The sequence below is a fragment of the Acidobacterium sp. FHG110202_01 genome (genome assembly GCF_059115305.1).
On record NZ_JBZYWJ010000003.1, the window covers coordinates 372,577 to 395,374 of the forward strand.

Annotated in this window: 24 protein-coding genes and 1 other RNA gene; 11 read left to right on the top strand and 14 right to left on the bottom strand. The window is 57.6% G+C overall.

Annotation, left to right across the window (positions count from 1 at the left end; translation table 11 throughout):
* Positions 1-5 precede the first annotated feature (5 nt).
* The gene (locus AC5S16_RS07895; protein WP_493929497.1) at positions 6-608 is read left to right on the top strand and encodes an LOG family protein; all 603 of its coding nucleotides are present in this window, start codon (positions 6-8) and stop codon (positions 606-608) included.
* On the opposite strand, the gene AC5S16_RS07900 is transcribed toward AC5S16_RS07895, so the two are convergent.
* The 3 genes from AC5S16_RS07900 to AC5S16_RS07910 all read right to left on the bottom strand — a co-directional run bounded on the left by AC5S16_RS07900 (position 609) and on the right by AC5S16_RS07910 (position 3,131).
* The gene (locus tag AC5S16_RS07900) at positions 609-818 is read right to left on the bottom strand and encodes a hypothetical protein (protein WP_493929498.1); all 210 of its coding nucleotides are present in this window, start codon (positions 816-818) and stop codon (positions 609-611) included. It lies immediately after the preceding gene.
* Positions 819-966: 148 nt separating this feature from the next.
* Positions 967-1,827, bottom strand: coding sequence for an EamA family transporter (locus tag AC5S16_RS07905; RefSeq protein WP_493929499.1), 861 nt, complete (start codon positions 1,825-1,827; stop codon positions 967-969).
* Positions 1,824-3,131, bottom strand: coding sequence for a VWA domain-containing protein (locus AC5S16_RS07910; RefSeq protein WP_493929500.1), 1,308 nt, complete (start codon positions 3,129-3,131; stop codon positions 1,824-1,826). Before AC5S16_RS07910 ends, AC5S16_RS07905 begins: the two co-directional genes overlap by 4 nt.
* A gap of 212 nt (positions 3,132-3,343) precedes the next feature.
* Between AC5S16_RS07910 and AC5S16_RS07915 the strand changes: the two genes are divergently transcribed.
* Complete coding sequence (locus AC5S16_RS07915; RefSeq protein ID WP_493929501.1) at positions 3,344-4,411, top strand: VWA domain-containing protein; 1,068 nt, start codon at positions 3,344-3,346, stop codon at positions 4,409-4,411.
* A 20-nt stretch (positions 4,412-4,431) separates the two neighbouring features.
* Here the strand turns inward: AC5S16_RS07915 and AC5S16_RS07920 are convergent, their stop codons facing one another.
* Positions 4,432-5,985 carry a GGDEF domain-containing protein gene (locus AC5S16_RS07920; RefSeq protein ID WP_493929502.1) on the bottom strand — a complete coding sequence of 518 codons (1,554 nt, stop codon included), beginning with the start codon at positions 5,983-5,985 and terminating at the stop codon, positions 4,432-4,434.
* Positions 5,986-6,218: 233 nt separating this feature from the next.
* On the opposite strand from AC5S16_RS07920, the gene AC5S16_RS07925 reads away from it, so the two are divergent.
* Both AC5S16_RS07925 and AC5S16_RS07930 read left to right on the top strand, forming a co-directional pair.
* On the top strand, positions 6,219-6,464 hold the full coding sequence (locus AC5S16_RS07925) for a hypothetical protein (RefSeq protein ID WP_493929503.1): 246 nt from the start codon (positions 6,219-6,221) through the stop codon (positions 6,462-6,464).
* A gap of 10 nt (positions 6,465-6,474) precedes the next feature.
* Positions 6,475-7,854 carry a DUF6895 family protein gene (locus tag AC5S16_RS07930; protein ID WP_493929504.1) on the top strand — a complete coding sequence of 460 codons (1,380 nt, stop codon included), beginning with the start codon at positions 6,475-6,477 and terminating at the stop codon, positions 7,852-7,854.
* Here the strand turns inward: AC5S16_RS07930 and AC5S16_RS07935 are convergent.
* From AC5S16_RS07935 to fabD, 5 genes are all read right to left on the bottom strand, one after another.
* Positions 7,763-8,962, bottom strand: a complete 1,200-nt coding sequence (locus AC5S16_RS07935; RefSeq protein ID WP_493929505.1) for a pyridoxal phosphate-dependent aminotransferase — start codon at positions 8,960-8,962, stop codon at positions 7,763-7,765. The two genes, AC5S16_RS07930 and AC5S16_RS07935, sit on opposite strands and share 92 nt — an antisense overlap.
* Positions 8,963-9,078: 116 nt before the next feature.
* Positions 9,079-9,855, bottom strand: coding sequence for a GntR family transcriptional regulator (locus AC5S16_RS07940; RefSeq protein WP_493929506.1), 777 nt, complete (start codon positions 9,853-9,855; stop codon positions 9,079-9,081).
* 129 nt (positions 9,856-9,984) lie between these two features.
* Positions 9,985-10,665, bottom strand: coding sequence for a MarC family protein (locus tag AC5S16_RS07945; RefSeq protein ID WP_493929507.1), 681 nt, complete (start codon positions 10,663-10,665; stop codon positions 9,985-9,987).
* A gap of 12 nt (positions 10,666-10,677) precedes the next feature.
* Positions 10,678-11,067, bottom strand: a complete 390-nt coding sequence (locus AC5S16_RS07950) for a DUF302 domain-containing protein (RefSeq protein ID WP_493929508.1) — start codon at positions 11,065-11,067, stop codon at positions 10,678-10,680.
* A 12-nt stretch (positions 11,068-11,079) separates the two neighbouring features.
* Positions 11,080-12,033, bottom strand: coding sequence for an ACP S-malonyltransferase (gene fabD / locus AC5S16_RS07955; RefSeq protein WP_493929509.1), 954 nt, complete (start codon positions 12,031-12,033; stop codon positions 11,080-11,082).
* Positions 12,034-12,232: 199 nt separating this feature from the next.
* On the opposite strand from fabD, the gene AC5S16_RS07960 reads away from it, so the two are divergent.
* Positions 12,233-12,613: a BlaI/MecI/CopY family transcriptional regulator gene (locus tag AC5S16_RS07960; RefSeq protein ID WP_493929510.1), complete on the top strand. Its 381-nt coding sequence runs from the start codon at positions 12,233-12,235 to the stop codon at positions 12,611-12,613.
* Positions 12,610-13,944, top strand: coding sequence for a M56 family metallopeptidase (locus AC5S16_RS07965; protein ID WP_493929511.1), 1,335 nt, complete (start codon positions 12,610-12,612; stop codon positions 13,942-13,944). Before AC5S16_RS07960 ends, AC5S16_RS07965 begins: the two co-directional genes overlap by 4 nt.
* A 98-nt stretch (positions 13,945-14,042) precedes the next feature.
* On the opposite strand, the gene rnpB is transcribed toward AC5S16_RS07965, so the two are convergent.
* Positions 14,043-14,523: RNase P RNA component class A (gene rnpB, locus AC5S16_RS07970), an RNA gene on the bottom strand.
* Between the two features lie 234 nt (positions 14,524-14,757).
* On the opposite strand from rnpB, the gene AC5S16_RS07975 reads away from it, so the two are divergent.
* On the top strand, positions 14,758-15,375 hold the full coding sequence (locus tag AC5S16_RS07975; RefSeq protein ID WP_493929512.1) for a DNA-3-methyladenine glycosylase I: 618 nt from the start codon (positions 14,758-14,760) through the stop codon (positions 15,373-15,375).
* 119 nt (positions 15,376-15,494) lie between these two features.
* Here AC5S16_RS07975 and AC5S16_RS07980 read toward each other — a convergent pair whose 3' ends face one another.
* On the bottom strand, positions 15,495-16,346 hold the full coding sequence (locus AC5S16_RS07980) for a DUF3037 domain-containing protein (protein ID WP_493929513.1): 852 nt from the start codon (positions 16,344-16,346) through the stop codon (positions 15,495-15,497).
* Entirely contained in the window at positions 16,343-17,125 is a 783-nt protein-coding gene (locus AC5S16_RS07985) for a HipA family kinase (RefSeq protein WP_493929514.1), read from the bottom strand. The genes AC5S16_RS07980 and AC5S16_RS07985 overlap by 4 nt, the downstream gene beginning before the upstream one ends.
* A 121-nt stretch (positions 17,126-17,246) precedes the next feature.
* Between AC5S16_RS07985 and AC5S16_RS07990 the strand changes: the two genes are divergently transcribed.
* The 3 genes from AC5S16_RS07990 to AC5S16_RS08000 are packed head-to-tail and all read left to right on the top strand — an operon-like array spanning position 17,247 to position 19,627.
* The gene (locus tag AC5S16_RS07990) at positions 17,247-18,017 is read left to right on the top strand and encodes an SDR family NAD(P)-dependent oxidoreductase (RefSeq protein ID WP_493929515.1); all 771 of its coding nucleotides are present in this window, start codon (positions 17,247-17,249) and stop codon (positions 18,015-18,017) included.
* A 29-nt stretch (positions 18,018-18,046) separates the two neighbouring features.
* Positions 18,047-19,018, top strand: coding sequence for a sugar phosphate isomerase/epimerase family protein (locus AC5S16_RS07995; RefSeq protein WP_493929516.1), 972 nt, complete (start codon positions 18,047-18,049; stop codon positions 19,016-19,018).
* Positions 19,019-19,057: 39 nt separating this feature from the next.
* Entirely contained in the window at positions 19,058-19,627 is a 570-nt protein-coding gene (locus tag AC5S16_RS08000; protein WP_493929517.1) for a hypothetical protein, read from the top strand.
* A 6-nt stretch (positions 19,628-19,633) separates the two neighbouring features.
* Here the strand turns inward: AC5S16_RS08000 and AC5S16_RS08005 are convergent, their stop codons facing one another.
* Complete coding sequence (locus tag AC5S16_RS08005; protein WP_493929518.1) at positions 19,634-20,632, bottom strand: RluA family pseudouridine synthase; 999 nt, start codon at positions 20,630-20,632, stop codon at positions 19,634-19,636.
* A 26-nt stretch (positions 20,633-20,658) separates the two neighbouring features.
* Positions 20,659-21,672, bottom strand: coding sequence for an alpha/beta hydrolase (locus AC5S16_RS08010; protein WP_493929519.1), 1,014 nt, complete (start codon positions 21,670-21,672; stop codon positions 20,659-20,661).
* A gap of 71 nt (positions 21,673-21,743) precedes the next feature.
* Here AC5S16_RS08010 and AC5S16_RS08015 point away from each other — a divergent pair, with 71 nt between their 5' ends.
* Positions 21,744-22,778 carry a VWA domain-containing protein gene (locus AC5S16_RS08015; RefSeq protein ID WP_493929520.1) on the top strand — a complete coding sequence of 345 codons (1,035 nt, stop codon included), beginning with the start codon at positions 21,744-21,746 and terminating at the stop codon, positions 22,776-22,778.
* The last annotated feature ends 20 nt before the right edge of the window (positions 22,779-22,798 follow it).

The following is a 22,798-nucleotide window of genomic DNA, read 5'->3' on the forward strand; positions in this document are numbered from 1 at the left end:
CTGTGATGCCACAACCGAACAAACTCCGCATCTGCGTCTTCTGCGGATCAGCTGACGGCGCTGATCCTGTTTACGTCCATGCCGCAAAAGAATTAGGCCGCCGCATTGCCACAGCCGGAATGAGCCTGGTCTATGGCGGGACATCCGTCGGGCTGATGGGATACCTCGCCGATGGAGCGCTTGCTTTCGGAAGTGAAGTCGTCGGTGTGCTTCCCGAAGTCCTCACCGACCGCGAGATCGCTCACAAGGGCCTGACCGAGCTTCACTTCGTCAAGACCATGCACGAGCGCAAGGCGCTCATGTACGATCACTCCGACGCCTTCATCGCGCTCCCCGGAGGCTACGGCACGCTCGACGAATTCATCGAAATCGTTACCTGGGCACAGCTCAAAATCCATCAGAAGCCGTGCATTCTGCTCAACACGAACGGCTACTATGACGGCTTCCTGATGTTCCTTGATCACGCTGTATCGCAGGGCTTCATCAAGCCGGAAAACCGCACGCTGATTCAGGTGGCAGACAGCGCGGAATCGGCTCTCGAAATCGCACGAACGCAGCCGGCAGCGCCGTCGCACGATACCAAGCTGGATGAATTGATTGGAAGATAGCTAGTACTGCCGCAAGCCGCGAATCTGCCGCCGCAGCAGGGCGATTTCCCGGCGCGTACTGCGAAAGACGGGCACAATGTAGGCGCGGGACATGCGTGGCAACGCATGAAACATAGAAATCAGCATGTTGAGCTGGTCTTTCTTCGTCGCCAGATCTCGTTCCAGGGCCGCGAGCAATTGGTTTCGCTCGGGGGTCTGAGCGTTAAGCATTATCCAATGGTAACCATAGTAGAGGCGCATTGTCATCCAACAGCCGGCTGTTTGTGCTCCGGCAGGTTACAAATTGGAACCAGAGAAAATACCTTCCGGACCAGAAAACCTTCAGCAGATCAAACTAAAAAAACCGTTGACATACAGCCTAAGCCGAAATCATCGCAACCGCAACTAGAGCGAGCGCCATGCCTGTCGTCTGGCTCCGCGTAGCCCGCTCTTTCAGCAGCCAGATGGCCAGCAGAATCGTCCCCGCAGGATAAAGCGAGGACAGAACCGCTGCCACATCGAGCCGGCCCACCAGGGATGAAAATGTATAGAGCAGGTTGCCGAATGTATCGAGCAGACCGGCAATCCCGGCCAGTGGTACAAAGGCTATCCAGTTGGCCCCAGGCTGCCTCATCGGCTGGGCGCCGCGCAGCGCGACCATTCCCGCCGAAGCTAAAGCACAGGTTACAGACCCAACGCGCGAGAAAGCCAGCGCCCAGAGAACGCTGCCTTTCCCGCCAATATGAAGAAAGACCAGCAGGAACCCAAAGCCCAGCCCCGCGCCGACAGCGAGGCCCAGGCCGTGAGCCTTCCCCGATCCCGGCGTGTAGGCGATCAGCCAGATAGCGGCTGTGGCCAGAGCAAAGCCGGCGATCTGCAGGCCCGTGGGCCGTCCATCGCTGAAAAAGGAGACCACTACCGGCACCACCGCCGTTACAACTCCGGAGAGCGCGGCGACGAGGCCCATGGAACCAAGTGAAAGTCCTTTGTAGAGCAGAAGCAGTCCTATGCCGCCTGTAAATCCGGCCAGCAATCCGAATACGACCGTGTGCTCTGAAGGCATTCCCGGCCGGACCACAGCCAGCACCAGAAGCAATGCAGCCAGGCCCAGGCCATGGGCAATTGCCACAATCAGGGCAGAAGAGGCCTTGCGCGCCGCCAGACCGCCGCAGAAGTCAGACGCTCCCCACACGAGGGCTGCAACTAAAGCCATCGCAGGCCCGTTGACGGGCGCGCTCATTGCCGCATGGAGGCAGACGGGTAGTAGCCGTCCTTCGACGTCACATCCAGATTGGGCACTTCGACCACCACTGTGATCTTGTGGAACTTGTCGCTCATGATGCCTGAGTGCGTGTAATAGCCCAGCGTGTACTGCGCGCGCACTGACGCCGTAATCTTGGCAAAGCTCTCCTGGATACCATTTTCCGAGTACTGCGACTCAAGACTGCCGCCCGTTGCCAGCGAGTACTTCGGCAGAATGTTGTCGCGCATAGTCGGCAGCAGCGGAATATGCCATTTGTCGAGATAGCCAACGCCCCACATCGCCGAATCGCCCACCAGGGTGCCATAAATAGAAATGTTGTTGGTCAGCAGGTAGCGCACGACCTCTTTGTACGAGGCCTTGCTGCCCGATTCCTTGCCGTCGCTGATGACGTAGAGAATACGGCGGCGCTCCTTGGGCTGTTGCGCCAGTGCTTTTGCCGCTTCCAGAATCGCGTCGTTCAGTGGATGGACTTCCTTCGGAATAGTGATAAAGCCCGCGTTGCCGCGCTGCGGAGCCAGATTCGGGTCAACCCCCTTGCCGTTGATCGTCGGGCCGTTATCGAGCGGGCCGCCCGGGGAGATAACACCCATGTCCCGTCCTGAGGACTTGGCGCTCTGCAGAACCGCGGGCAGACGCGCACCCTGCGCTCCGGTGAAGTCGGTATACATCCGTGTGCTGCTGTTGTAGCCAAAAACCGCCACCGAATCATACGGAGCAAATGCACCAGTCACCGCAGACAGGCTCTGGTTCACCTTGTTCATCACGTCTGAGGGCAGGCTCTGGTCGATAACAAACGCTACCGAGAGCGGAAGCGGGTCCACCGAAAATGTGGCAATGTTCTGCCGGAGTCCGTCTTCAAAGATCTTGAATTGCCGCCATTGGAGACCCGCTACGAGAGTATGGCTCTTTTTCTCGCGCACAGTGACTGGAACCTGAATGTAGGTGACTGGCACGCGGATCAGGAAGCTTTGCTGCTGCTGGCCATTCATGATTTCCGGAGCCTGCTGTTGCTGCGGGGCATTATCCGGTGGCGGCGGCGCTTGCGTATCCGACGAGGATGGTTGCCCTGCGGGCGCGGGCTGCTGCCCCTCAGGTGTGCTCTGCGCCGGCGCTGTCTGGACTGCTGCTCCTCGTCCCGGAGTGACTCCGCTCTTCAGGTTGGGAAGATCACCAGCGTTGGCGGGCTGGGGCGCAGGCGCGTCCGGAATACTCTGCTGTTGTTGCTGCTGAGGCACACCCAGCATGAGAAAAGCCAGCAATACTGCTACGGCACCTTGCATTGTTGCGAAAGACCCCCGCCATACTTGTACAACAGCCTGCCGCCAAAGCAGTACGGCAGCTTGATTGCACTACTCTTAGATGCTCCGGGCCAGCATTCGTTAGTGAAGGGAAGGATGACCCGATTCTTTTAGACTACCAAAATAGCCGTCCTCCCGCCTGATCCGTTTCCGTTTGACCTTTCCCCTTCATTGCTCGTCAAATAGACGTGTCGATGCGCGGGCGTAAATCCATTCTTTTTCTCTTTGCGGCCATGCTGGCGGTGGCGGGCCGTTCCGCCATGGTGTATGCGCAGGAAGCCCCGTCTGCCGATGCTCCCCCGGTGAGCAACGCGCCTGACACTACCAAAGACATCGCGGCTACTCCCACCTTCCGCGCCAACGTCAACCTTGTCAGCCTTTATTTCACGGTCCGCAACAAGCAGGGCGGCCTCATTTCCACCCTGACCAAAAACGACTGCAATATCCTTGAAGACAAGCAGCAGCAGACGGTCAAGAACTTCTCCGCCGAAGCCGATCTCCCTCTTACGCTGGGTATCCTGCTTGACACCAGCGGCAGCCAGCAGAATGTTCTCCCCATGGAGCAGCAGACCGGCAGCGCTTTCGTCAAGCGCATCCTCCGTTCGAAGGATCAGGCGTTTCTCGTCTCCTTTGATGTTCAGGTGAGCCTGATGCAGGATTTCACCAGCAATCCGCGCGCCATCGAAAAAGCCATGAGTGAAGCCGAGATTAACACCGGGGGCGGGGGCGGCGGTGTTCCCGGAATCGGCCAGGGCCCGGTGCCGGTGCACGGCACTCCCAAGGGCACACTGCTCTATGACGCGGTCTATCAGGTAGCAACTGAAAAGCTGCACTCCGAGACTGGCCGCAAAGCCATCATCCTGCTCACCGACGGCGAAGACCAGGGCAGCACGCACAAAATCGCCGACGCCATCGAGGCCGCGCAGAAATCCAATCTCATCATTTATGCCCTGCTGATCGCCGACCGCGGCTTCTACTTCGGCTACAACATGGGCTATTCCGGCGCATCCGAGCTGAAGAAGATGGCCGACGAAACCGGCGGCCGCATGATCGACGTAGGCAACAACGGCAAGAAGATGGAAGCCGCCTTCCAGCAGATTGAAGATGAGCTGCGCACCCAGTATCTGGCCAGCTACACGCCCGCTAACAAAAAACTCGACGGCGGCTACCGCAAGCTCGACATCTCCTGCAAGGGCGATGGCTTCAAAGTGCAGGCACGCAAGGGCTACTATGCCCTGCCGCCCGACGATCAGGGCCAGTAGCGCACAATCACTCACAAAATCTATTTCAGTGATGCCTCTGTCGCAATTTCATAGCGGTTGCGGCCATTTCGCTTCGCGACATAAAGCGCCTTGTCCGCTACATCGACAAAGCGGCTGCAGTTCACTCCCTCGCTGCATTCGTAGGCGGCGATTCCCACGCTGATCGTCACGAAATCCCCGATCTCCGTTTCGTTGGGGATCAGCAGCTCAGCGACAGCGCTGCGAAGTTTTTCCGCGACGCTGACTGCGCCTTCTATATCCGTCTTCGGCAGAATCACGGCGAACTCCTCACCGCCGTAACGCGCCACTGTGTCACTGGAGCGGTTCAGGTTCCTTTCCAGCTCCGTGGCAATGCGCACCAGGCAATCGTCGCCATGCAGATGCCCGTAGGTGTCGTTGAGGGTCTTGAAGAGGTCGACGTCGATCATGAGCAGCGCAAGAGGGTCGCCTGTGCGCTGCGCCCGTTCACATTCGAGCCGCAGCGCACGCTCAAAACCACCCCGGTTCGCGACACCAGTCAGTGAATCGCGCAGGGAAAGCGCATGCAGCTTGTTGTTAGCCTCATAGAGCGCCATCTGCGTGCTGAAATACCAGGCCTGCAGCATGGTGGCGCGCAGGCAGTAAATCACCAGCGCGACGCAGGTCACCGCAATCCCCAGATAGAGATTCTGCGTCGTCATATACGCGCCCAGTCCAAGCACTGCGAGCGTGAACAGAATGGGGCTTGCGTTGTTTACGAAGAGCGCAACCGGATTCGCCCCGGCCGCAACTGAAAGTTCCTCCTGCCCGACTGCCAGCCCGAATGCGGGCACAATCAGGAACAGCCACGGAACGTCGATCAGAAGATCGATCAAGGTTCCCGTCCGCAGATTCCAATAGGTCAGGCCGTGGTTGTAGAGCGCGATCGCCATCGCGTACGAGATCGTATAGGCGCTCAGGATGCGATAGAAATTCTTCTCCTCTGCCCGCTGCCTGGCCAGAAGGGGAAAAACGGAAGCCACGGCCAGCACGATATTTTCCACGTCATACACGCGTACCAGAACCGGCAGAGTAATGGGCCGCACGCCGCCTTTCGCGAAGGGAAAAGCATTGAACAGCACAAAATACGCCAGCGCCACAGCCAGCAGGGCCTGCAGGATGTCGAGCAGCAGGATAGGGCGGAAGTTCTGGTCGGATCCGGTGACGGAAAGCGCTACCAGAACCGGCACTCCATAGATGAAGAAGAGAAAATCCTCCAGCAGGGCAGTATTTTGCTGCGCATGCAGAAAGACATCATCCCGCACATAAAGCGCCATGCCCATAGACCAGAACAGCATGCCGGCTCCCACCAGCGTCCATTTCGCACGGATGATTCCTCTGCACCCGGCCGCGCGCCACAGGCAGGCCAGCGACGACATCAAGGGCAACGCGAACAGAATCACGTAAGAGATAGCGATGGACCGCCTGCCGCCTGCCAGGACGATCAGCACGTGAAGTGCGAGGCATGCTCCCGCCACAAGCAGCAGTACTGCCACACGCGGGAAACGTTCCCGCGCTCTTCCTGTCACTGCACCCTGATAAATCTCAGCAGGCATTCTTGCTTTCACCCGGCAGATTTGCTCCAGCATTGTAACTCAGGTTTGTTTGCGCTTTTGAGCAAGCGACTTAAGTAAAAGATCCTTTCCTTTGTGTGTCTTGGCGCGGCAGCTCTCGTGCGCCACGAAAATTCCGGCGTCTGCGATGAAACAGAACCCGCAGCCTCTGCACCATTCCAGCAGTCGCGGTTCCCTCCCCTCTACGCCAACCCGCGAGAGACAAGGAGAATCACATGGGAAATCTCGATCAGCACAGACAGGTTGTCAAGCAGTTGCTTGACACCAAAGCCGTCGACTTTGCCGCCATCGGCAAGGCCGTCGCCGAACTCGGCCCCTCACTTTCGCTTGCCGAAGATCCGGGAGACTTCTTCTGCGGGACCAATCGCATTTTCATTCACCTTTACCGTGTCTTCAATCCCGGCGGAGCGGTAGAAGAACTGGAAAAGCTCGCCGCCAACGCTGGCGAACTTGCCCGGTAGACATCGAGCCATGGCAGACAGGAGAAAACCAGCCCTGCGGCGGCACTGCGAACACGATCTCATCCGCCGCCTCTGCCATGCGCTCGATATTGCCCGGTTCACCGTCGAACATCTGGCAGCCGGCGGATACACCGACGCCCGCGATTCCGCGAAGAACGTCCGCGCCGAGAAGATCATCGCCGAAACCGCAGTTCTGCTTCTCGCTGCGTCTGAAATTTCTCATCGGGAAGTCGAGGAGCGCGTCAAAATCATCGCTCAGCATCTTGCGCCACATGCGCGCAGCGAACGCGCCATGCTGGGCATGTGCCTTGAACCCTGCGCGGCATGGGAATACGCCATGGGGCACCTCTGCCTCAATCGTCTCGGATTTCCAGACTCTGCCTTCGACGAACTGCTCCACCGCGCTCTTAAATCCCAGGCCAGTGCCGGACGAGAGCGTGTCCCCCATCGTATGCTCGAAAAAGAGTGGGCTGCTCTGGGACTGCCGCAACATGAGTCCGACCATCGCTACCGCAATCTCATCCGCCTCTCGGTTCTCAATCATCCGCTTGACGTGCTCGCCTGCTCGCGCGATGACCTCTACGCCTTCACCCACGCGCTGATGTACACAACCGATTTCGGTAGAAATCCCCGTGCTCTCCCGCGTCCGCGGGATATCATCCTTGCCGAAGCTGAAGCAGCGCTGGCCCACTGCCTGGACGAGCAGGACTACGATCTTGCCGGCGAAATCTTGTTGAGCTGGCCGCTTACCGGAAAGACCTGGAGCAGTGTTGCAGCCTTTGCCTTCCGCGTGCTCACGCGCGTCGAAGACAAGGCCGGCTTTCTGCCGACTCCCGCCACGCGCATCTCCGAGATTGAAGCACGCACCGGCCTCGAGCGCACGCATTACCGGCTCGCAACTGCGTATCACACGGCCTATGTCATGGGACTGCTCTGCGCAGCATCATTAAGGTCCGACCACGCACCGCCAATCGAGATTCGAGCAGGTGGCGTAAAACGCAGAAAAGCAAAGCATCTGCTGCGCCTGCTCGACTTCGATGGAAAATACGCGCACTGGCGCGATGAATTCGGCGGGCTGGCAGATAGGGAAGTCCATGCACTCGCCGGATTCCTGCTCCACATCGCCTTTCGCAGAAGAATGTCGGAGCGCGACTACACCGGTATGCTCGAAGTTCTTCGTTTTGCCCGTGATCTGAAGATGACAGCAATACCGTCAGCTACCCAGGCCGCAGAACTGCTCGAGCGCCTTGCCGCCTATTCGGAAGCGGCAAAGCGTCAGCAGTCAAAAACAATCTCAGTTAAGAGAGATGAGTATAAGGATGCTCCCGCAGGCGTTCCGGAAGCGGCAGAGGTTCCAGGCCCGCAGTCGATGAGCTCATCACTTCCTTGAAAGCAACACGGAACTTTTCCATCTCAGGCTTAGTGCCGACCGTGATGCGGACATAGTTCGGCCATACAGGCCACACCCGGCCCACATAAACTTTCTTCGCCGCAAGAGCTGCCAGCACTTCTTTGCCTGGGCGCCCGGTATCGAGCATGAAGCAATTGCTCTGCGAAGGCGTGAACTTGTAGTTGTTCGCCGCCAGCCACTCCATGGTCTCCTGGCGGATGTCTGCATTGATCTTCTTCCGCTGTGGGACCAGTTCTTTTTCCTGCAGGCTGGCCGTGGCCGCGGCAACCGCCATGATCGGCATCGAGTTCATGCCGTAATAATTCATCTTCGCCAACAGGTCCGGACGACCCACTGCAAATCCGCAGCGCACGCCCGCCATGCCATAAATCTTCGAGAAGGTGCGCAGTACAATCACATCCTTGTCGGCCTTCACCAGGTCCAGATTCGGGGTCGCGTCAGAGAAATGGATGTAGGCCTCGTCAATCAGCAGAATCGAACCCTTGGGCTTGTTGGCCAGCAGATATTCAATATCTTCGCGGCTGGTTACAGTGCCTGTCGGGTTATTGGGATTGCAGATGTAAATGACCCCGGCATTCGGATCGGCCGCAGCCATTGCCTTCACATCGTGCGCATAGCTCGCCGTGAGCGGAACCTTGATGACCTTCGCGCCATTCAAATCGGCGGCGCGCATGCCCGCTTCGTAGCCCGGATCAGCCGTGACATACGGCTTGTCTTTCGAGGTATAGGCGAGCACCGAGTAATGCAGAGGCTCGCTCGACCCCGCATACGGCATCACATAATCCATCTTGAGCCCTTCGATCTCCGCGAAGGTCTTCACCAGTTTGATTGTCAGGTTGAAGTCGTAGCGTCCACCCTCGGGAATCAGGCTCGAAATCGACGCGCAGGCGCCGGAGCACGGCCCCAGCGGATTCTCATTTGCGTCGATACGAACAGCGTCAGGCGGAATGTCCCTCGCCACCATGCGCCGCTGCGCATATGCCAGGTGAGATTCAGTCAGGATGGGTACGGAAGCAACTACGGATGCGGCAGCAGAATAGCGAAGGAAAGAACGGCGGGAGAAGTGTGAGAGTCCGACAGGACACATAAAGTCCTCCTCAGGATGGAATACCTCAATGTATTCCCGTCCCTACAGGCGAAACAAGCTCCTGCTGAGCCGTTTCCTACAGTATTCACACACTTTTTCCGGAAAATAAGAATGACTTATACAGCAGGTGAGAACTCCAGCAGCTCGCGGTTCATCCGCATCAGCCGGTTCACTACCCGGTAGCGGTCGCCACGATATACCGACCGCACATACTCCACCGGGCGCCCGCTCTGCATATAGGAGATGCGCGTAAACAGAAACGCCGGGCTGCTTTTGGCCGTCTTGAGCAGCTGCGCTTCTTCTTTATTAGCAAAACCGACTTCCACCACCTCATCGGCAACCGAGATATGCACGCCATAGCTTCGCGCAAGAGCATCGTAGAGCGAAGTGCGCGGGTCGAAACGCTCCAGAAGGTCAGGGCACATGCGCTCAGGAAGCGAGCAATACTCGATCCCCATGGGCTGCGTGTTCGCCAGCCGCAAGCGGCTCAGATGGAAGACCTTTTCCATAGGCCGGATCTGCAGCGCCTCAGCCACTTCCGGATCGGGAACGCGAACCTCAAAGGCCAGCACCTTCGACCCCGGCGTCGAGCCGCGCGCCTTCATGTCTTCTGTAAAAGAGAGCACCTGGCGGAAATTCTTATCGATCTTGATACCGGAAATGTAGGTTCCCTTACCCTGCTCGCTATAAAGGATGCCCAGCTCGCTGAGGGACTTGATCGCCTGCCGCACCGTCATCTGGCTCACGCCTAGAGACACCGCGATCTCCTGCGAAGAGGGAAGCGGCTCGCCGAGCTTGAAGATGCCGGCCTGGATCTGGCCTAACAGGCGCTGCTGAATCTGGTGGTAAAGGGGAACGACGCTTTCACGGTCAAGTGGTGGAAGGGAGACCATTTCTTACACTCTCTTCTGGCTGAATCGACTATATACCGGCATCCGGGTTTGTTAAAGATGCTCTATCTATAGACGTATAAGAAGCGGTAGCCGCTTCCCCGGCAATCATCAATCCAGTGAAGGAACCTTTCAGAGCGGCCGCAGTGTAGCGAGATATGCCTTCACGCCCGCGCAGACAATCTGCACTCCAATACACATCAGAATGAACGACGAAAGCCGCATCACCACCATCGTCCCCGATGCCCCGAGCAGGCGTTCGGCCGCCGTAGCGTAGCGGTAACAGATATAGACAATCGCGCAGACTGCCGCGCAGCCCACCAGCGCGGCGATGAGCACACGAGGCGAAAGATATGACGAGGCTCCCAGCTCCGAAGGCAGATGCGCTCCCAGCGTGACAGCGACAGAAATCGAGCCCGGTCCGACAGTCAGCGGCAGCGTATATGGATAAAAGGCGTGCTGCAGAATCTCTTCCTGGCTGACAGAGCTCGACCGTACCCTGCTCGTTCCCTGCGCGAGCAAAGTCCATCCGGTAGCAGCTACCACCAGGCCTCCGCCGATCTGCACCGCATAGATCGAGATGCCGAAGAAGGTAAGGATCTTCCCGCCCCACAGCAGGGAACAGATCAGCAGCACGAAGCTGTAGCTCGCTATTTTTTTTGAAAGGGCAGCGTGCAGCTTCAGGTCGATCTCGCCGACCATGTTGATGAAGATCGCCGCGCTGCCCAGCGGATTGATGATTGGAAAAAGCGTGGCCACAACCAGAATGGTGGCCTCGGCCACAGCCGTAATGTTCTGCCAGATATCGATCAATGCGCCACCCGTTCAGCCGGCAACTGCAACAGCCAGTTGCTCAATCACAGCAATATTCTTGAGAAGCTCTCGCGGCAGATCATGCCGCGCTGCCAGATACGAGGGAGCATTCCAGGAAACCCACACGCTCCCCTTCGTATCCTGCCAGAAGAGCAGTTTCAGCGGCAGGTCAATAGCAATCGAAGGTGCGGCCAGCATCAGCGGAGTCCCTGCCTTAGGGCTGCCAAAGATCGCGAGCTTCGTCGGCGGCATCTCCAGGCCGGCGCTCGCGGCCTCGCCGCTGTGATCGACCAGCGCAAACAGCTTGATGCCCTTTTCTGCGAGCACCTTCTCCAACCGCTCGACCAGCTCATCGACAGAGAAATGGCTGGGAATCGTAACAATGCCGTCATCAGGGGACATGGTGCTCTGAGCCTACGCCTGTCCTGTGAATGCAGCTACCGTTTTCTCGAGACTCGCTTCATCCTCGACGTTCAGCGCCGTCTGGCTCCGGTCAATCTGGCGCATCAGCCCGCACAGCACCTTGCCCGGCCCCACTTCGACAAAATGTGTCGGCTTTTGTGCAATTAACAAACGTGTGGATTCCACCCATCGCACCGACCCCGTCACCTGCCGGATCAGCGCATCGCGCAGCTGCTCGCCATCTGTCACAAGCGCCGCATCCACATTCGTCACCACCGGCACGCTCGGAGCAGAGAAGCTCAACCGCCGCAGGTCTTCGGCAAGACGGTCCTGCGCTGGCTGCATCAGTGCACAATGGAAGGGCGCGCTCACCGGAAGCATCACCGCGCGTTTGGCGCCGGCCTCCTTCGCCAGAGCAGCGGCGCGCTCCACCGCAGCCGCAGCACCCGAAATCACCGTCTGCTCCGGCGAGTTGAGGTTCGCCGCTGAAACCACCGCGCCTGCTTCTGCCGCAGCCTTCGCGCAGACCTCAATGACCGCTTCCGAAGCAAGCCCGAGAATCGCCGCCATCGCGCCTTGTCCTGCAGGCACCGCCTCCTGCATATAGCGCCCGCGATTGCGCACAGTCTTCACTGCATCAGCAAAGGACAGCACTCCCGCCGCCACATCCGCCGAATATTCTCCCAGCGAATGCCCGGCAACAAAGCCCGGAGTAATCCCTTTCTCCGCCAGCACGCGCTGCGCGGCAATCGAAACCGTAAAGATGGCAGGCTGCGTGTACTCCGTCAGCCGCAGCTGCTCCTCGGGGCCTTCAAAGCAGAGCTTCGAAAGCGCAAACCCCAGCGCCTCATCGGCCTCTTCAAATGTCTGCTTTGCGACGGAGAACTTCTCATACAGATCGCGGCCCATACCCACAGCCTGCGAGCCCTGCCCCGGAAAAAGAAATGCCAGTTTTTTCTCACTCATGCCTTGGGTATTTCAAATGATTCACAGAATTGTCGCAAGTTTTTACCGCAGGGGACGCAAAGGTGGCGCAGAGGCTCGCGGAGGAAAAATGCCGAGTTCTAAAGCGCCTTCCTCTGCGGTTTGCTTTTTTCACTCCTAACTTTTTAGTTGACAACTCTGATCCGCAAAACTAGACTCCTAACAACTTAGGAGATGCCTCGTGGGAGAACACGAAAAAGACACCCTCACCAAGCTTGAGCTCCAGCTCATGCAGGTCATCTGGAAGCTCGGCCCCAGCACTGTAGGCGACGTGCAGACTGCACTCGAGCAGAAGCTCGCCTACACCACCGTCCAGACCATGCTCAACATCCTCGAAAAGAAGGGCAAGCTCAAGCGCAAGCTCCGCGGACGCGCCTACGTCTACAGCGCGACCGTTACGGAAGCCAAAGCCACTGGCCACGCCCTGCGCGACCTCATCGACCGCATGTTCGGCGGCTCAAGCGAAGAGCTGGTGATGAGCCTGATCAAGAGCCGCCAGATTGACGCCAAAAAAATAGCCGAACTGAGCAAGCGTCTTGATGAAGAGGAGAGCGATTCATGACCGCCGCCACCTATCTCGTGAACTCCCTCTGGCAGGTCCCGCTGGTATTTATCGCGGCATGGGCCGCAGCGCGATTGGCGCGGCAGGCCGGCCCGCGCATGGAGCATCGCGTCTGGGTCATCGCCCTGCTGCTCGAAACGGTCCTACCTTTCTGCCGCATTCGCCTCGATGACCTGAGCGCTCTATGGCAGCAGGCATACTCCATGGTCTTGTCATGGTTCGGATCCGCAACTCCAAATGGCCAAACCCGGGTCACTCTCGGCCCCGCCATCGTTCCGGCCGGACACATGCTGCGGCTGCCCTCAACCGCGCTTGAAGCCATCACAGCCGCGTATGCTTTGGGACTTCTCTACTTCGCTGCGCGCCTCCTATGGGCGCTCTGGAAAACGGAGACCATGCGCCGCCAGGCAACACACGCAACGCTGACAGATGAGATCGCGCAGAAACTCAACCGCTGCGGCAATCTCTTCCGCATCCCTGCCGGTTCCGTCGAAGTCGCCATTTCGCCCATGATCCCCGGCCCGGTCACGGTCGGCATCCGGCACAGCACGCTGCTCCTGCCGCCGAACTTTCTCCGGAACATACATGCTGGCGATCTCGACGCCGTGCTTGCGCATGAATTCGCGCACCTGCGGCGGCATGACTTCGCCAAAAATCTTCTCTACGGACTCGCCAGCCTGCCCATTGCCTGGCATCCTCTCGTCTGGCTGACGCGCTCGCGCATTGCCGAAACCCGCGAAATCGTATGCGACGCCATAGCTGCCGAGGCCGTCCAGGGCCGTGATAACTATGCCCGTTCGCTGCTGCGGCTGGCGTCAATGCTGTCGAATCGCACTCCAGCCACCACCCTTCACGCCATCGGAATCTTCGATGCCAACGTCTTTGAAAGGAGAATCATGAACCTCACCCGGAAACATTTCGAGATAAGCGGCCTCGGACGGTTGGTCATCGCCACCGCCTGCGGGGTCATCGCGCTGGCCACCTGCACCTCCGCGCTGGCCTTTCGCGTCGATGCCGGCGCACAGAGCAAGCAGCCCCAGAAGCTGCATGTAAGCGCTGATGCGATGCAGGGAAACATCCTCTATAAAGTAGCGCCCGTCTACCCTGAAGAGGCAAAGAAGCAGAAGATCGAGGGCAAGGTGGTCATTTCCTTAGACATTAACAAGGAGGGCGTGCCGGAAAATCTCCAGGTAACGGAAAGCCCCGACAACCAGCTGAGCCAGAGCGCAACCGAAGCCGTCAACCAGTGGCGCTGGAAGCCTTACCTCCTGAACGGAAACCCTGTCGAGGTCGAGACAACCGTGAACGTGATCTACTCCCTGGCAAAGTGAGGCTTAGCGAAACCTTGGCGTCCTTAGCGTCTTGGCGGTAGATTTTCCAGACAAAAGAGGGAAGGCCCCGCCCTCCTGACCGGGAGAAGCGGGGCCATCAATGCAAGCAGCCTGTAAGCCGAATTCTGTCGAGGACGGTCATTCCTCTAGGCGACGCATCGCTGCGCCGCTCAAGCGACCTACCCGGAGGTTTCCGCTCCACTTGGCAGGGCATGCCCCGCCAGTCTGGATGACCCTCGTTAGCGAACCGGGCCGGCACGCCGCGCAGGCCAAAGGGTCTCGCCCGCGCATCCCTCCCTATTTGGTCTTGCTCCGTGTGGGGTTTACCCTGCCCCCGAACGTTGCCGCCGGGGCGGTGCGCTCTTACCGCACCTTTTCACCCTTACCTTGCGCCGTTCCCGCCAGACCTCATCTCGAACGAGGCCTCGCAGGAACAGCACAGGCGGTATCTTCTCTGTGGCACTAGCCGTCTCGAGGCCTTGACGCCCCGATCCCGGACGTTATCCGGCACACTGCCCTGCGGAGTTCGGACTTTCCTCTCCCGGTCTCGCGACCGGCAGCGACCGCCCAGCTGCCCGCTTACTTCTATTCTAGCCAAATCACCACAAAAGTTGTCATCCTGAGCGGAGTGACCGCAGGGAACGCAGTCGAAGGACCTGCTTTTTTCCCGGCAGCTGCACAAAAAACGGGTGCCCCATCCTATCGCGTTCTTTGCGATAGGGTGGGAGGGCAGAATCCACACCAGCCTTGCAAATCTAGTGTTGCTCACCCCTGGGAGTGAACCACGTATTATTAGGGCTTACTGAGGACCAGATGACAGACAAGAACAACACAAAGAAACGCTGTACCTGGGCCGAAACCGATCCGTTGCTGCAGCAATATCACGACGAAGAGTGGGGAGTTCCGCAGTATGACAGCCGCGCGCTCTGGGAACTGCTGATGCTCGAAGGTTTCCAGGCCGGACTTTCCTGGCTGACCGTGCTCAGGAAACGCGAAGCCTTCCGGAAAGCCTTCAAACAATTCGATCCCGCAAAGGTGGCTCGCTTTACTGAGACAGACATTCAGAAACTGCTTCAGGATCCCGGCATCATCCGCTCGCGGGCAAAGATTGAAGCCACCATCAAGGGAGCACAGATCTTTTCAGAGATGAAGAAATCCGGCGAGGACTTCGCTCCTTTCCTCTGGAAAATAGCAGGCGGCAAACCCATCCAGACCAAAGGTCCCAGACCGGTACAGACAGACCTCGCGGTTGAGATATCAAAACAACTGAAGAAACGCGGATTCAAGTTTGTAGGACCAGTCATCGTCTACGCATTCATGCAGGCCGCAGGAATCGTGAACGACCACAGTGACGACTGCTTCCGCCGCAAAGCAGTCACGAAATTGAAAAGCAGCACACTATCTTCTGGAAAAAATCTGACATCTCTTTGAGATGTGGCTCAGACGTTATCCGACGCACAACCTTGCGGAGTTCGAACTTTCCTCTTGACCTTTAAGATCGGCAACGACGACGACCGCCTAGCTGCCTGCTTTGGTGCATGGGTACGTACTTAGCTTTCTATGCCTGCGTGTTGTTTAATTTCGGATTCTACCTCTTCAGCAAATTCTTCTGCGTCTCTCTCGCGAATGAATTCACGCTGCCCCGGCATTTTTGCCAGAATATTTTCAGCTTTATTAAAGGCTGCTTGTAGCCTCTGATCTTTAGGTTCGCCAAGAAGTAGATACAGCTTGAAAGGCTCTGTGCTATCGATGAGATTTGTTACCCGTCCAAGCCAGCGATTTGCCTTATCCAAAATTGAACCAGTGTCCAAAAGATCGAATGATACTGGTTCATAGACGTGCCAGACGCCATTCTTCCACGAACGCTCAAACTGATATTCATAATTTGGCGCAACGATTAACTTGGACTCCAGTCGATCAGTTATTTTTCTTTTTTCGAGAGGCTTTTTGAAAACTCGCCACACTTCTTCGTCGTCACGCCGGAAAGATTCGGTTGTCTGTTCGTATCGAGCAACATACCTCTGATATAGCTCTTGCAGAGTCCGCTCAGGGCTTTCAGTTAGTCCAACGCCACCCGCAGCAAACCTGACTGCACTATCATCAACCGGGAGGACCCTTGCAAGAATATTTTCAAGCTTTTCGTTGTAATCAACGAACAAAGCTCCTTTAGCCCATTCTTGACTTACAGATGAGATACTGTCCTGGATATAACGAGTCAGACTCCTAAAAGACGCTCCATCAATGCGATGAAACATTTTGGAGATTCTGCTGTAATGGCTCGTGCATATCGCCTTGAGAAAGCTAAGCTGAGGCGCATATATCACCACGCCAATGTTTACGAACTCTTGCGTTACGGGGTCGTAAACATAGCGGAGCATGTTGAAGTAATATTTCACTTTCACGCGAGTCTCCTTTGAATCTCTTCCGTGAACTCATCTGCATGCATTCTGATAAGTCGTAAGTGATTCTCTATCCTTAGAACCATATTTTCTCGCCACTCTTCAGGAATTTGATCGGAGAATGACTTCAGTAGGTCATCAGTCAATTCCAAAAGTTTATCCTTGAATGATTCTGGAACTGTTTTGCCTTTTAGCTGTCGTACAAATACGTGATTGGCAAGATATGATTGCGATCCCAACTTCCAAGGCTCGTCTGAAGGAAATATCTCCAGCAAAAATGAGAAACACAGCTCATGGTCAAAAACAACAATCCTACCGTCAACCGTTCCAAGATTTGGATTGTCGTATCGTCTGTCGGGATTCTGCAGGAGTGCGTCAAATGCAAACACCTTAATCGCTTCTTCCAGGATTCCAGCTGGCACTCCTCGGTCAACCGGCCAAGTCGATATGTTCGGCAAGAATTTGGTCCCGAAATTTAATCCTATACTCTCACGGAGGATTGCTGCACGGGTTGCATCGTTGACAGTTTCTGCGGCCAAAGTTGCAAGCTCTTCATCTATCTCAACGAGAGCTGGTTCAGGTGCTGCGAGATCAAAATGTCTCGCCAGCAATGCTGCATAAGCTTCGCATAGCAATGCAGTTCTGCCTGACACACCGCGCCTCAGCTTAACGACATATTCTTCGCTTTCTAAGTGGTCAGCAGTATTACATCGGAATAGAGCCGGGAATGTTCTTCCTGAAGTCATGAACCTGTTGAAAGTATTCACATAGACTCTATTCATCTAAGATTCTGCTTTCTCTATCATCTATGCTGAAAAATATACCGTTGATTAGGCTACCTACGGCTATATTCTTCATTCCAAAAGCCCCTGTGGCCATGACGTCGGTGCTATCCTCACCCTCATGCAGGCATTACCATCCTTCAACCTCACCGGACAGATCGCCCTGGTCACCGCATCGGCGCGCGGACTGGGCCGCGCCATCGCTCTTGCCCTTGCTGAAGCCGGTGCCGACGTGGCCATCGGGTTGCGCAACATCGAGCGCGACTCCGGCCTTGCCGGGGAGATCAAAGCGCGCGGGCGCCGCGTGCTGCCTCTCCAGATGGAGATGACCAGCCTCGCGCAAATCAGCAATGCAGTTGATGAGGTAGTAAAAACATTCGGCCGCCTCGACATTCTGGTAAACAACGCCGGAGTGGCCCCCACCAATCTTGCCGAGAACGTCACCGAAAAAGATTTCGACTACACACTGGCCGTCAACCTGAAAGGAACCTTCTTCGCCTGCCAGGCCGCGGGCCGCGTCATGATCCAGCAGAAATATGGGCGCATCATCAACATGGGTTCGCAGGCCGGCTTCGCCGCATTGCCAACCGAGTCCGTCTACTGCATGACCAAGGCAGGCATCGCGCACCTAACCAAGTGCCTCGCCGTTGAATGGGGCAAGCACAACATCAACGTCAACGCCGTCGCTCCCACATTCATCCGCACTGACGGCACAGCGCCCGTGCTCTCCGACCCGGCGTTCTACGCAGACACAGTCGAGCGCATCGCCGCGCTGCACCGCATCGGCGAACCCATTGAGGTGGCAGGCGCGGTTGTCTTTCTTGCCTCGCCCGCCGCGTCACTCATCACTGGCCACACCATCCTGATCGACGGCGGCTGGACCGCGCGCTGAAAGATAACCGCAAAGATTCCCGAGACGTTATGCTGGTTGGCATGAAGGTTGGCGTCTTTACTCCCCTGCTGTCACAGCTCCCGCTCGATCAGGTGCTGGCAAAACTGAAAACTTTCAACATCAATACCATCGAGCTGGGAACGGGCAACTATCCCGGCGACGCGCACTGCAAGCTCTCCATGCTCGACGATGCCGCGGCGCTCGCGACATTCAAGCAGACCCTGGCCGATCAAGGCGTAACCATCAGCGCGTTGAGTTGCCATGGCAACGCGCTCCATCCTGACAAAGATCAGGCGCAGAAAGCGAAAGAGGTAAGCCGCAAGACTATTCTTCTCGCCGAAAAACTGGGCGTGCCTGTCGTGGTCGATTTCTCCGGCTGCCCGGGCGACTCGCACGACGCGAAGCGGCCCAACTGGGTCACCTGTCCCTGGCCGCCTGAGTACCGCGAGCTGCTCGACTGGCAATGGAACAAAGTCGTCGCGCCTTACTGGATCGAGCACGCAAAGTTCGCCGCCGACCATGGCGTGAAGATCGCCATCGAAATGCATCCCGGTTTCGTCGTCTACAGCCCGGAGACGCTGTTCTGGCTGCGCTCCATCGCCGGCACGAATGTGGGCTGCAACTTCGACCCCAGCCATCTTTTCTGGCAGCAGATCGACCCCATCGCCGCCGTCCGCATCCTTGGCGACGCCGTCTTCCACGTCCATGCCAAGGACACGCAGCTCTACCCCGCCAACCAGCCGCGCACCGGCGTGCTCGACACCAAACCCTATACCGACGAGCGCAACCGCGGATGGATCTTCCGCACCTGCGGCTACGGGCACGGCGAATCATGGTGGCGCGAGTTCGTCTCGACGCTGCGCATGTTCGGCTATGACAACGTGCTGTCGATCGAGCACGAAGACAGCCTGCTTTCCGCCGAAGAAGGGCTGACGAAGGCCGCGAATTTTCTGCAATCGATCGTGATCCGCGAGCAGCCCGGCGCTGCGTGGTGGACGTAAACACGCTCCACGATACAATGAGCGCTGCGCCTAACAACCATGGATCTCTATCTCCACGTCAGGGTTCTGCTGAGCATGATTCTGGGCCTTGGCGTGGCCCACCTTCTGCGCGGAGTAGCGCGCATCGTCCAACACCCGAAGAAGTTCGCGCTCTACTGGGTGCACCTGGTCTGGGCGCTGTTTCTGTTTCTCTACCTCATCCACTTCTGGTGGTGGGAATTCAGCCTGCAGAAGATCACTCAGTGGACCTTTCCGCTCTACTTCTTCATCGCAATCTACGCCACGCTGCTCTACCTGCTGTGCACATTCTTCTTTCCCGATGAAATGGATGACTACGACGGATTCAAGAACTACTTCTACCGTCGCAGGCAGTGGATTTTCGCGCTGATGACCGCCCTCTTCATCGCTGACATCATAGATACCCTCATCAAAGGCAGTGAGTATCACGCAAGGCTGGGGCCGCTCTATGACGTGCGCACGGGATCATTTCTCATCTTGTGTGCGCTTGCGACGAAGATCAAAAACCAGCACTTTCACGCAGTTTTCGCCGTCTTTGCTCTCGTCTTTGAAGTGATCCTGATCTTGAAGCTGTACAGCACCGTTCACTGAGAGAGCTTATTGCGCGGCTTCCAGCCGCGCGAGGAATTCCTCAAGCTCCGCCGGCAGAGGCGCACTGAGCTCGAGCAGTTTTCCCGTCCGCGGATGCGCAAAGGCCAGCTCTGCCGCATGCAGAAAGTTCCTGTCGAGCGCGATGGACTCGGCGTCCGTGCTTGCACGCTTGTTCTTCGCTGGAACAGCAAGCCGCGCAGGCGCTCCATAAAGCGTGTCTCCAACTACAGGATGCCCGATCGACGCCATGTGCACGCGAATCTGATGCGTGCGGCCTGTCTCAATGCGCACGCGGACCAGCGCGAACGGCCCGAAGCTCGATGCAATACGGCGGATGACTTCGTAGTGCGAGATGGCAGCGCGCCCTCCAGCAGCGCGGCGCGTAGTCATGCGCGTGCGGCGCACAAGGTCGCGGCTGATAGCTGCGTTAATCGTCCCTGAGTCCTGCTTAAGATTGCCGTGCACCAGCGCAATATAGGTCTTGCGCATCTGGCGGCGCGAAAACATCTCGGCCAGCTTCAGATGCGTGGCATCATTGCGTGCTACGATAATCAGCCCGCTGGTCTGCTTGTCGAGCCGATGCACGATGCCGGGCCTCAGCTCGCCTCCGGTAGAGGAAAGCTCGCGGTAATGATGCAGCAGCGCATTCACCAGCGTGCCGCGATTGCGCTCATCTTCCGTCGCGCCCGATCCTGCGTGAACCATCATGCCCGCGGGCTTGTTCACCACGGAAAGATCATCGTCCTCATAAACAATATCGAGCGGAATCTCTTCAGCTATTGCGCGCAGCAGAGGTGGCGCCGCTTCGCCCAGCACTTCCACCGCTTCGCCGCCGCGCAGTTTGAGCGAAGGCTTTGCGGCCTTGCCGTCAACGAGCACCTTCTCTTGCTCGAGCAGCATCTGCACGCGCGAGCGGCTTACCCCTTCAAGCTGCGCCGCAAGCCATGCGTCGAGGCGCTGGCCCGCGGACTCCTGCTCAACGGTATGGACGGTGGCTTGCGGCAATGCGAAACGAAGGCCTCAGCCAGATTCTACCTTCCACTTGGTGGTTTTACCGGCTCCGGCTTTCCCGGTCCCTCCAGTCCTTCGGGCCACGATGGATACGGCGCCTCAATCGGCGGCAGCGCCGGAGCATTCTTCGGCATCCAGCCGCCGTGGATCAGCCAGCTGCGCAACAGCTGCGGCCATGTAGAAAGCTCCGGAATGTTGCCGCACAATCCGCATCCGTGGTTCGCGTAGTCATAAATATGCAGCTCCACCGGAACATGCGCACGCTCCAATGTGCGATATAGATCGAGACTATTCTCTACCGGAACCGTCCGGTCGCCCGTCGTGGCAAACAGAAACGCTGGCGGCGTGTGCGGGTCGGCCGTCAGCTGATTGGAGAACTTCCACTCCATTTCCGGATCGGGTGTTTCGCCCAGCAGATAGCGCCGCGAACCGGCATGCGTTTCCGGCAGCTCCATGCTCACGACCGGATACGACAGGATCATGAAGTTCGGCTTCGCATCCACCTGGTTTAGAGGATCATTATCCGGGGGCGGGGCGGCATCATTGCCATGAACGCCAAGCGTCGAGGCAAGATGGCCGCCCGCAGACGATCCCCATACGCCGATTCGCTTCGGATCGATGCCATACTCAGTTGCATGCGCACGCACATAACGCAAGGCGCGCATGCCGTCCTGGATTTCCGCAGGATATTTATAGGGCGCAACACGGTAATCCAGCACGAAGGCCGTAACACCCTGCGCATTCAGCCAGCGCGCATACTGGAAGCCCTCATGCCCAATGGCGTCGTGTTGATATCCGCCACCGGGAAGGATAAGAACAGCGGCAGTCGTCGATCTTAGCTGCGCCACAAAAGGATAGAGGCGTGGCTTGTCCGCCTCCTCCGTGCCCAGCGCTCCAGGCGCGCCGTTTGGCCAGAGAAAGACGGGCTTCGGCAGCTGCCGGATGATCTCTGCTGCTGACGCCGCAGGCGTTTGCCCAATCGAAACAGATACAAAGGCCCAGGAAAGGAGAACCACCAGGAAAAAATTTTTCATTCGGAAGCCAGTATATGTTGTGTATCAAGGTGGATGCCGCTTTAGCCGCAATGTAGAATGGCCTCAGCCACATGAAGACGGTAGTTACCTGCACGCTCACCGCTGCATTTTCCCTTTTCTTTGCCCATGCGCAAACCGCTGCGCCTGCTGCTTCGGCGCAACAGCAACAGCCGGCGCAGACGGCACAGCCCAGTGGCCAGCAACAGCCGCAACCAAACCAGCAGCCGGCGCAGCAGCAACCGGGCCAGCCCAATGGTCAGCAGGATCAGGAATACACCATCTCCACGTCGGCCAACGAAGTCAACCTTGTCTTCACGGTAACGGACAAGCACGGCCGCTTTATCAAGGATTTGAGACTCAATGACTTCGCCCTGCTCGATGACCAGAAGGCCCCGGCCCAGGTTTTCAGCTTCACCCAGCAGACCAACCTGCCGCTGCGCGTCGGTGTCATTGTCGACACCAGCACGTCCATCCGTCAGCGCTTCCAGTTCGAGCAGCAGTCCGCGAATGAGTTTCTGTTGCAGCTGCTGCGTCCGAAGAGCGACAAGGCCTTCGTCATGGGCTTCGACGTCACCCCCGATTACAAGCAGGACTGGACCAACAATCTCGATCTGCTGAGCACAGGAGTGAACGCGCTGCGTCCCGGCGGAGGAACTGCGCTCTTCGATGCCGTCTACAGCGCATGCCGTGACAAGATGCTCGACGCTGCGCGCGAGCGCGAGCCCGTGCGCCGGGCCATGGTGCTCGTCTCCGACGGCAACGACAATCAGAGCCACGCCTATCTTGATGACGCCATCAAGGCATGCCAGCGTGCGCAGACCATCGTCTACACTATCAGCACCAACACCAGCCCCAGCCGCGACCGCGGCGACGAAGTGCTCGAAAAAATTGCGCTGGCCACCGGCGGACGCGCCTTCTTCCCCAAGCGCATGGAAGACATGTACGGGAACTTCCAGGACATTGAAGACGAGCTGCGAAGCCAGTATTCGCTGGTCTACAAGCCGGCTGACTTCCAGCCAAATGGAGCCTTCCGCACCATCTACCTCTACTGCATGGACCGCAAATACACCGTCCGCGCCAGCAAGGGTTATTTCGCTACGAAGTAAGTTAACGCACCTTCTGCGCA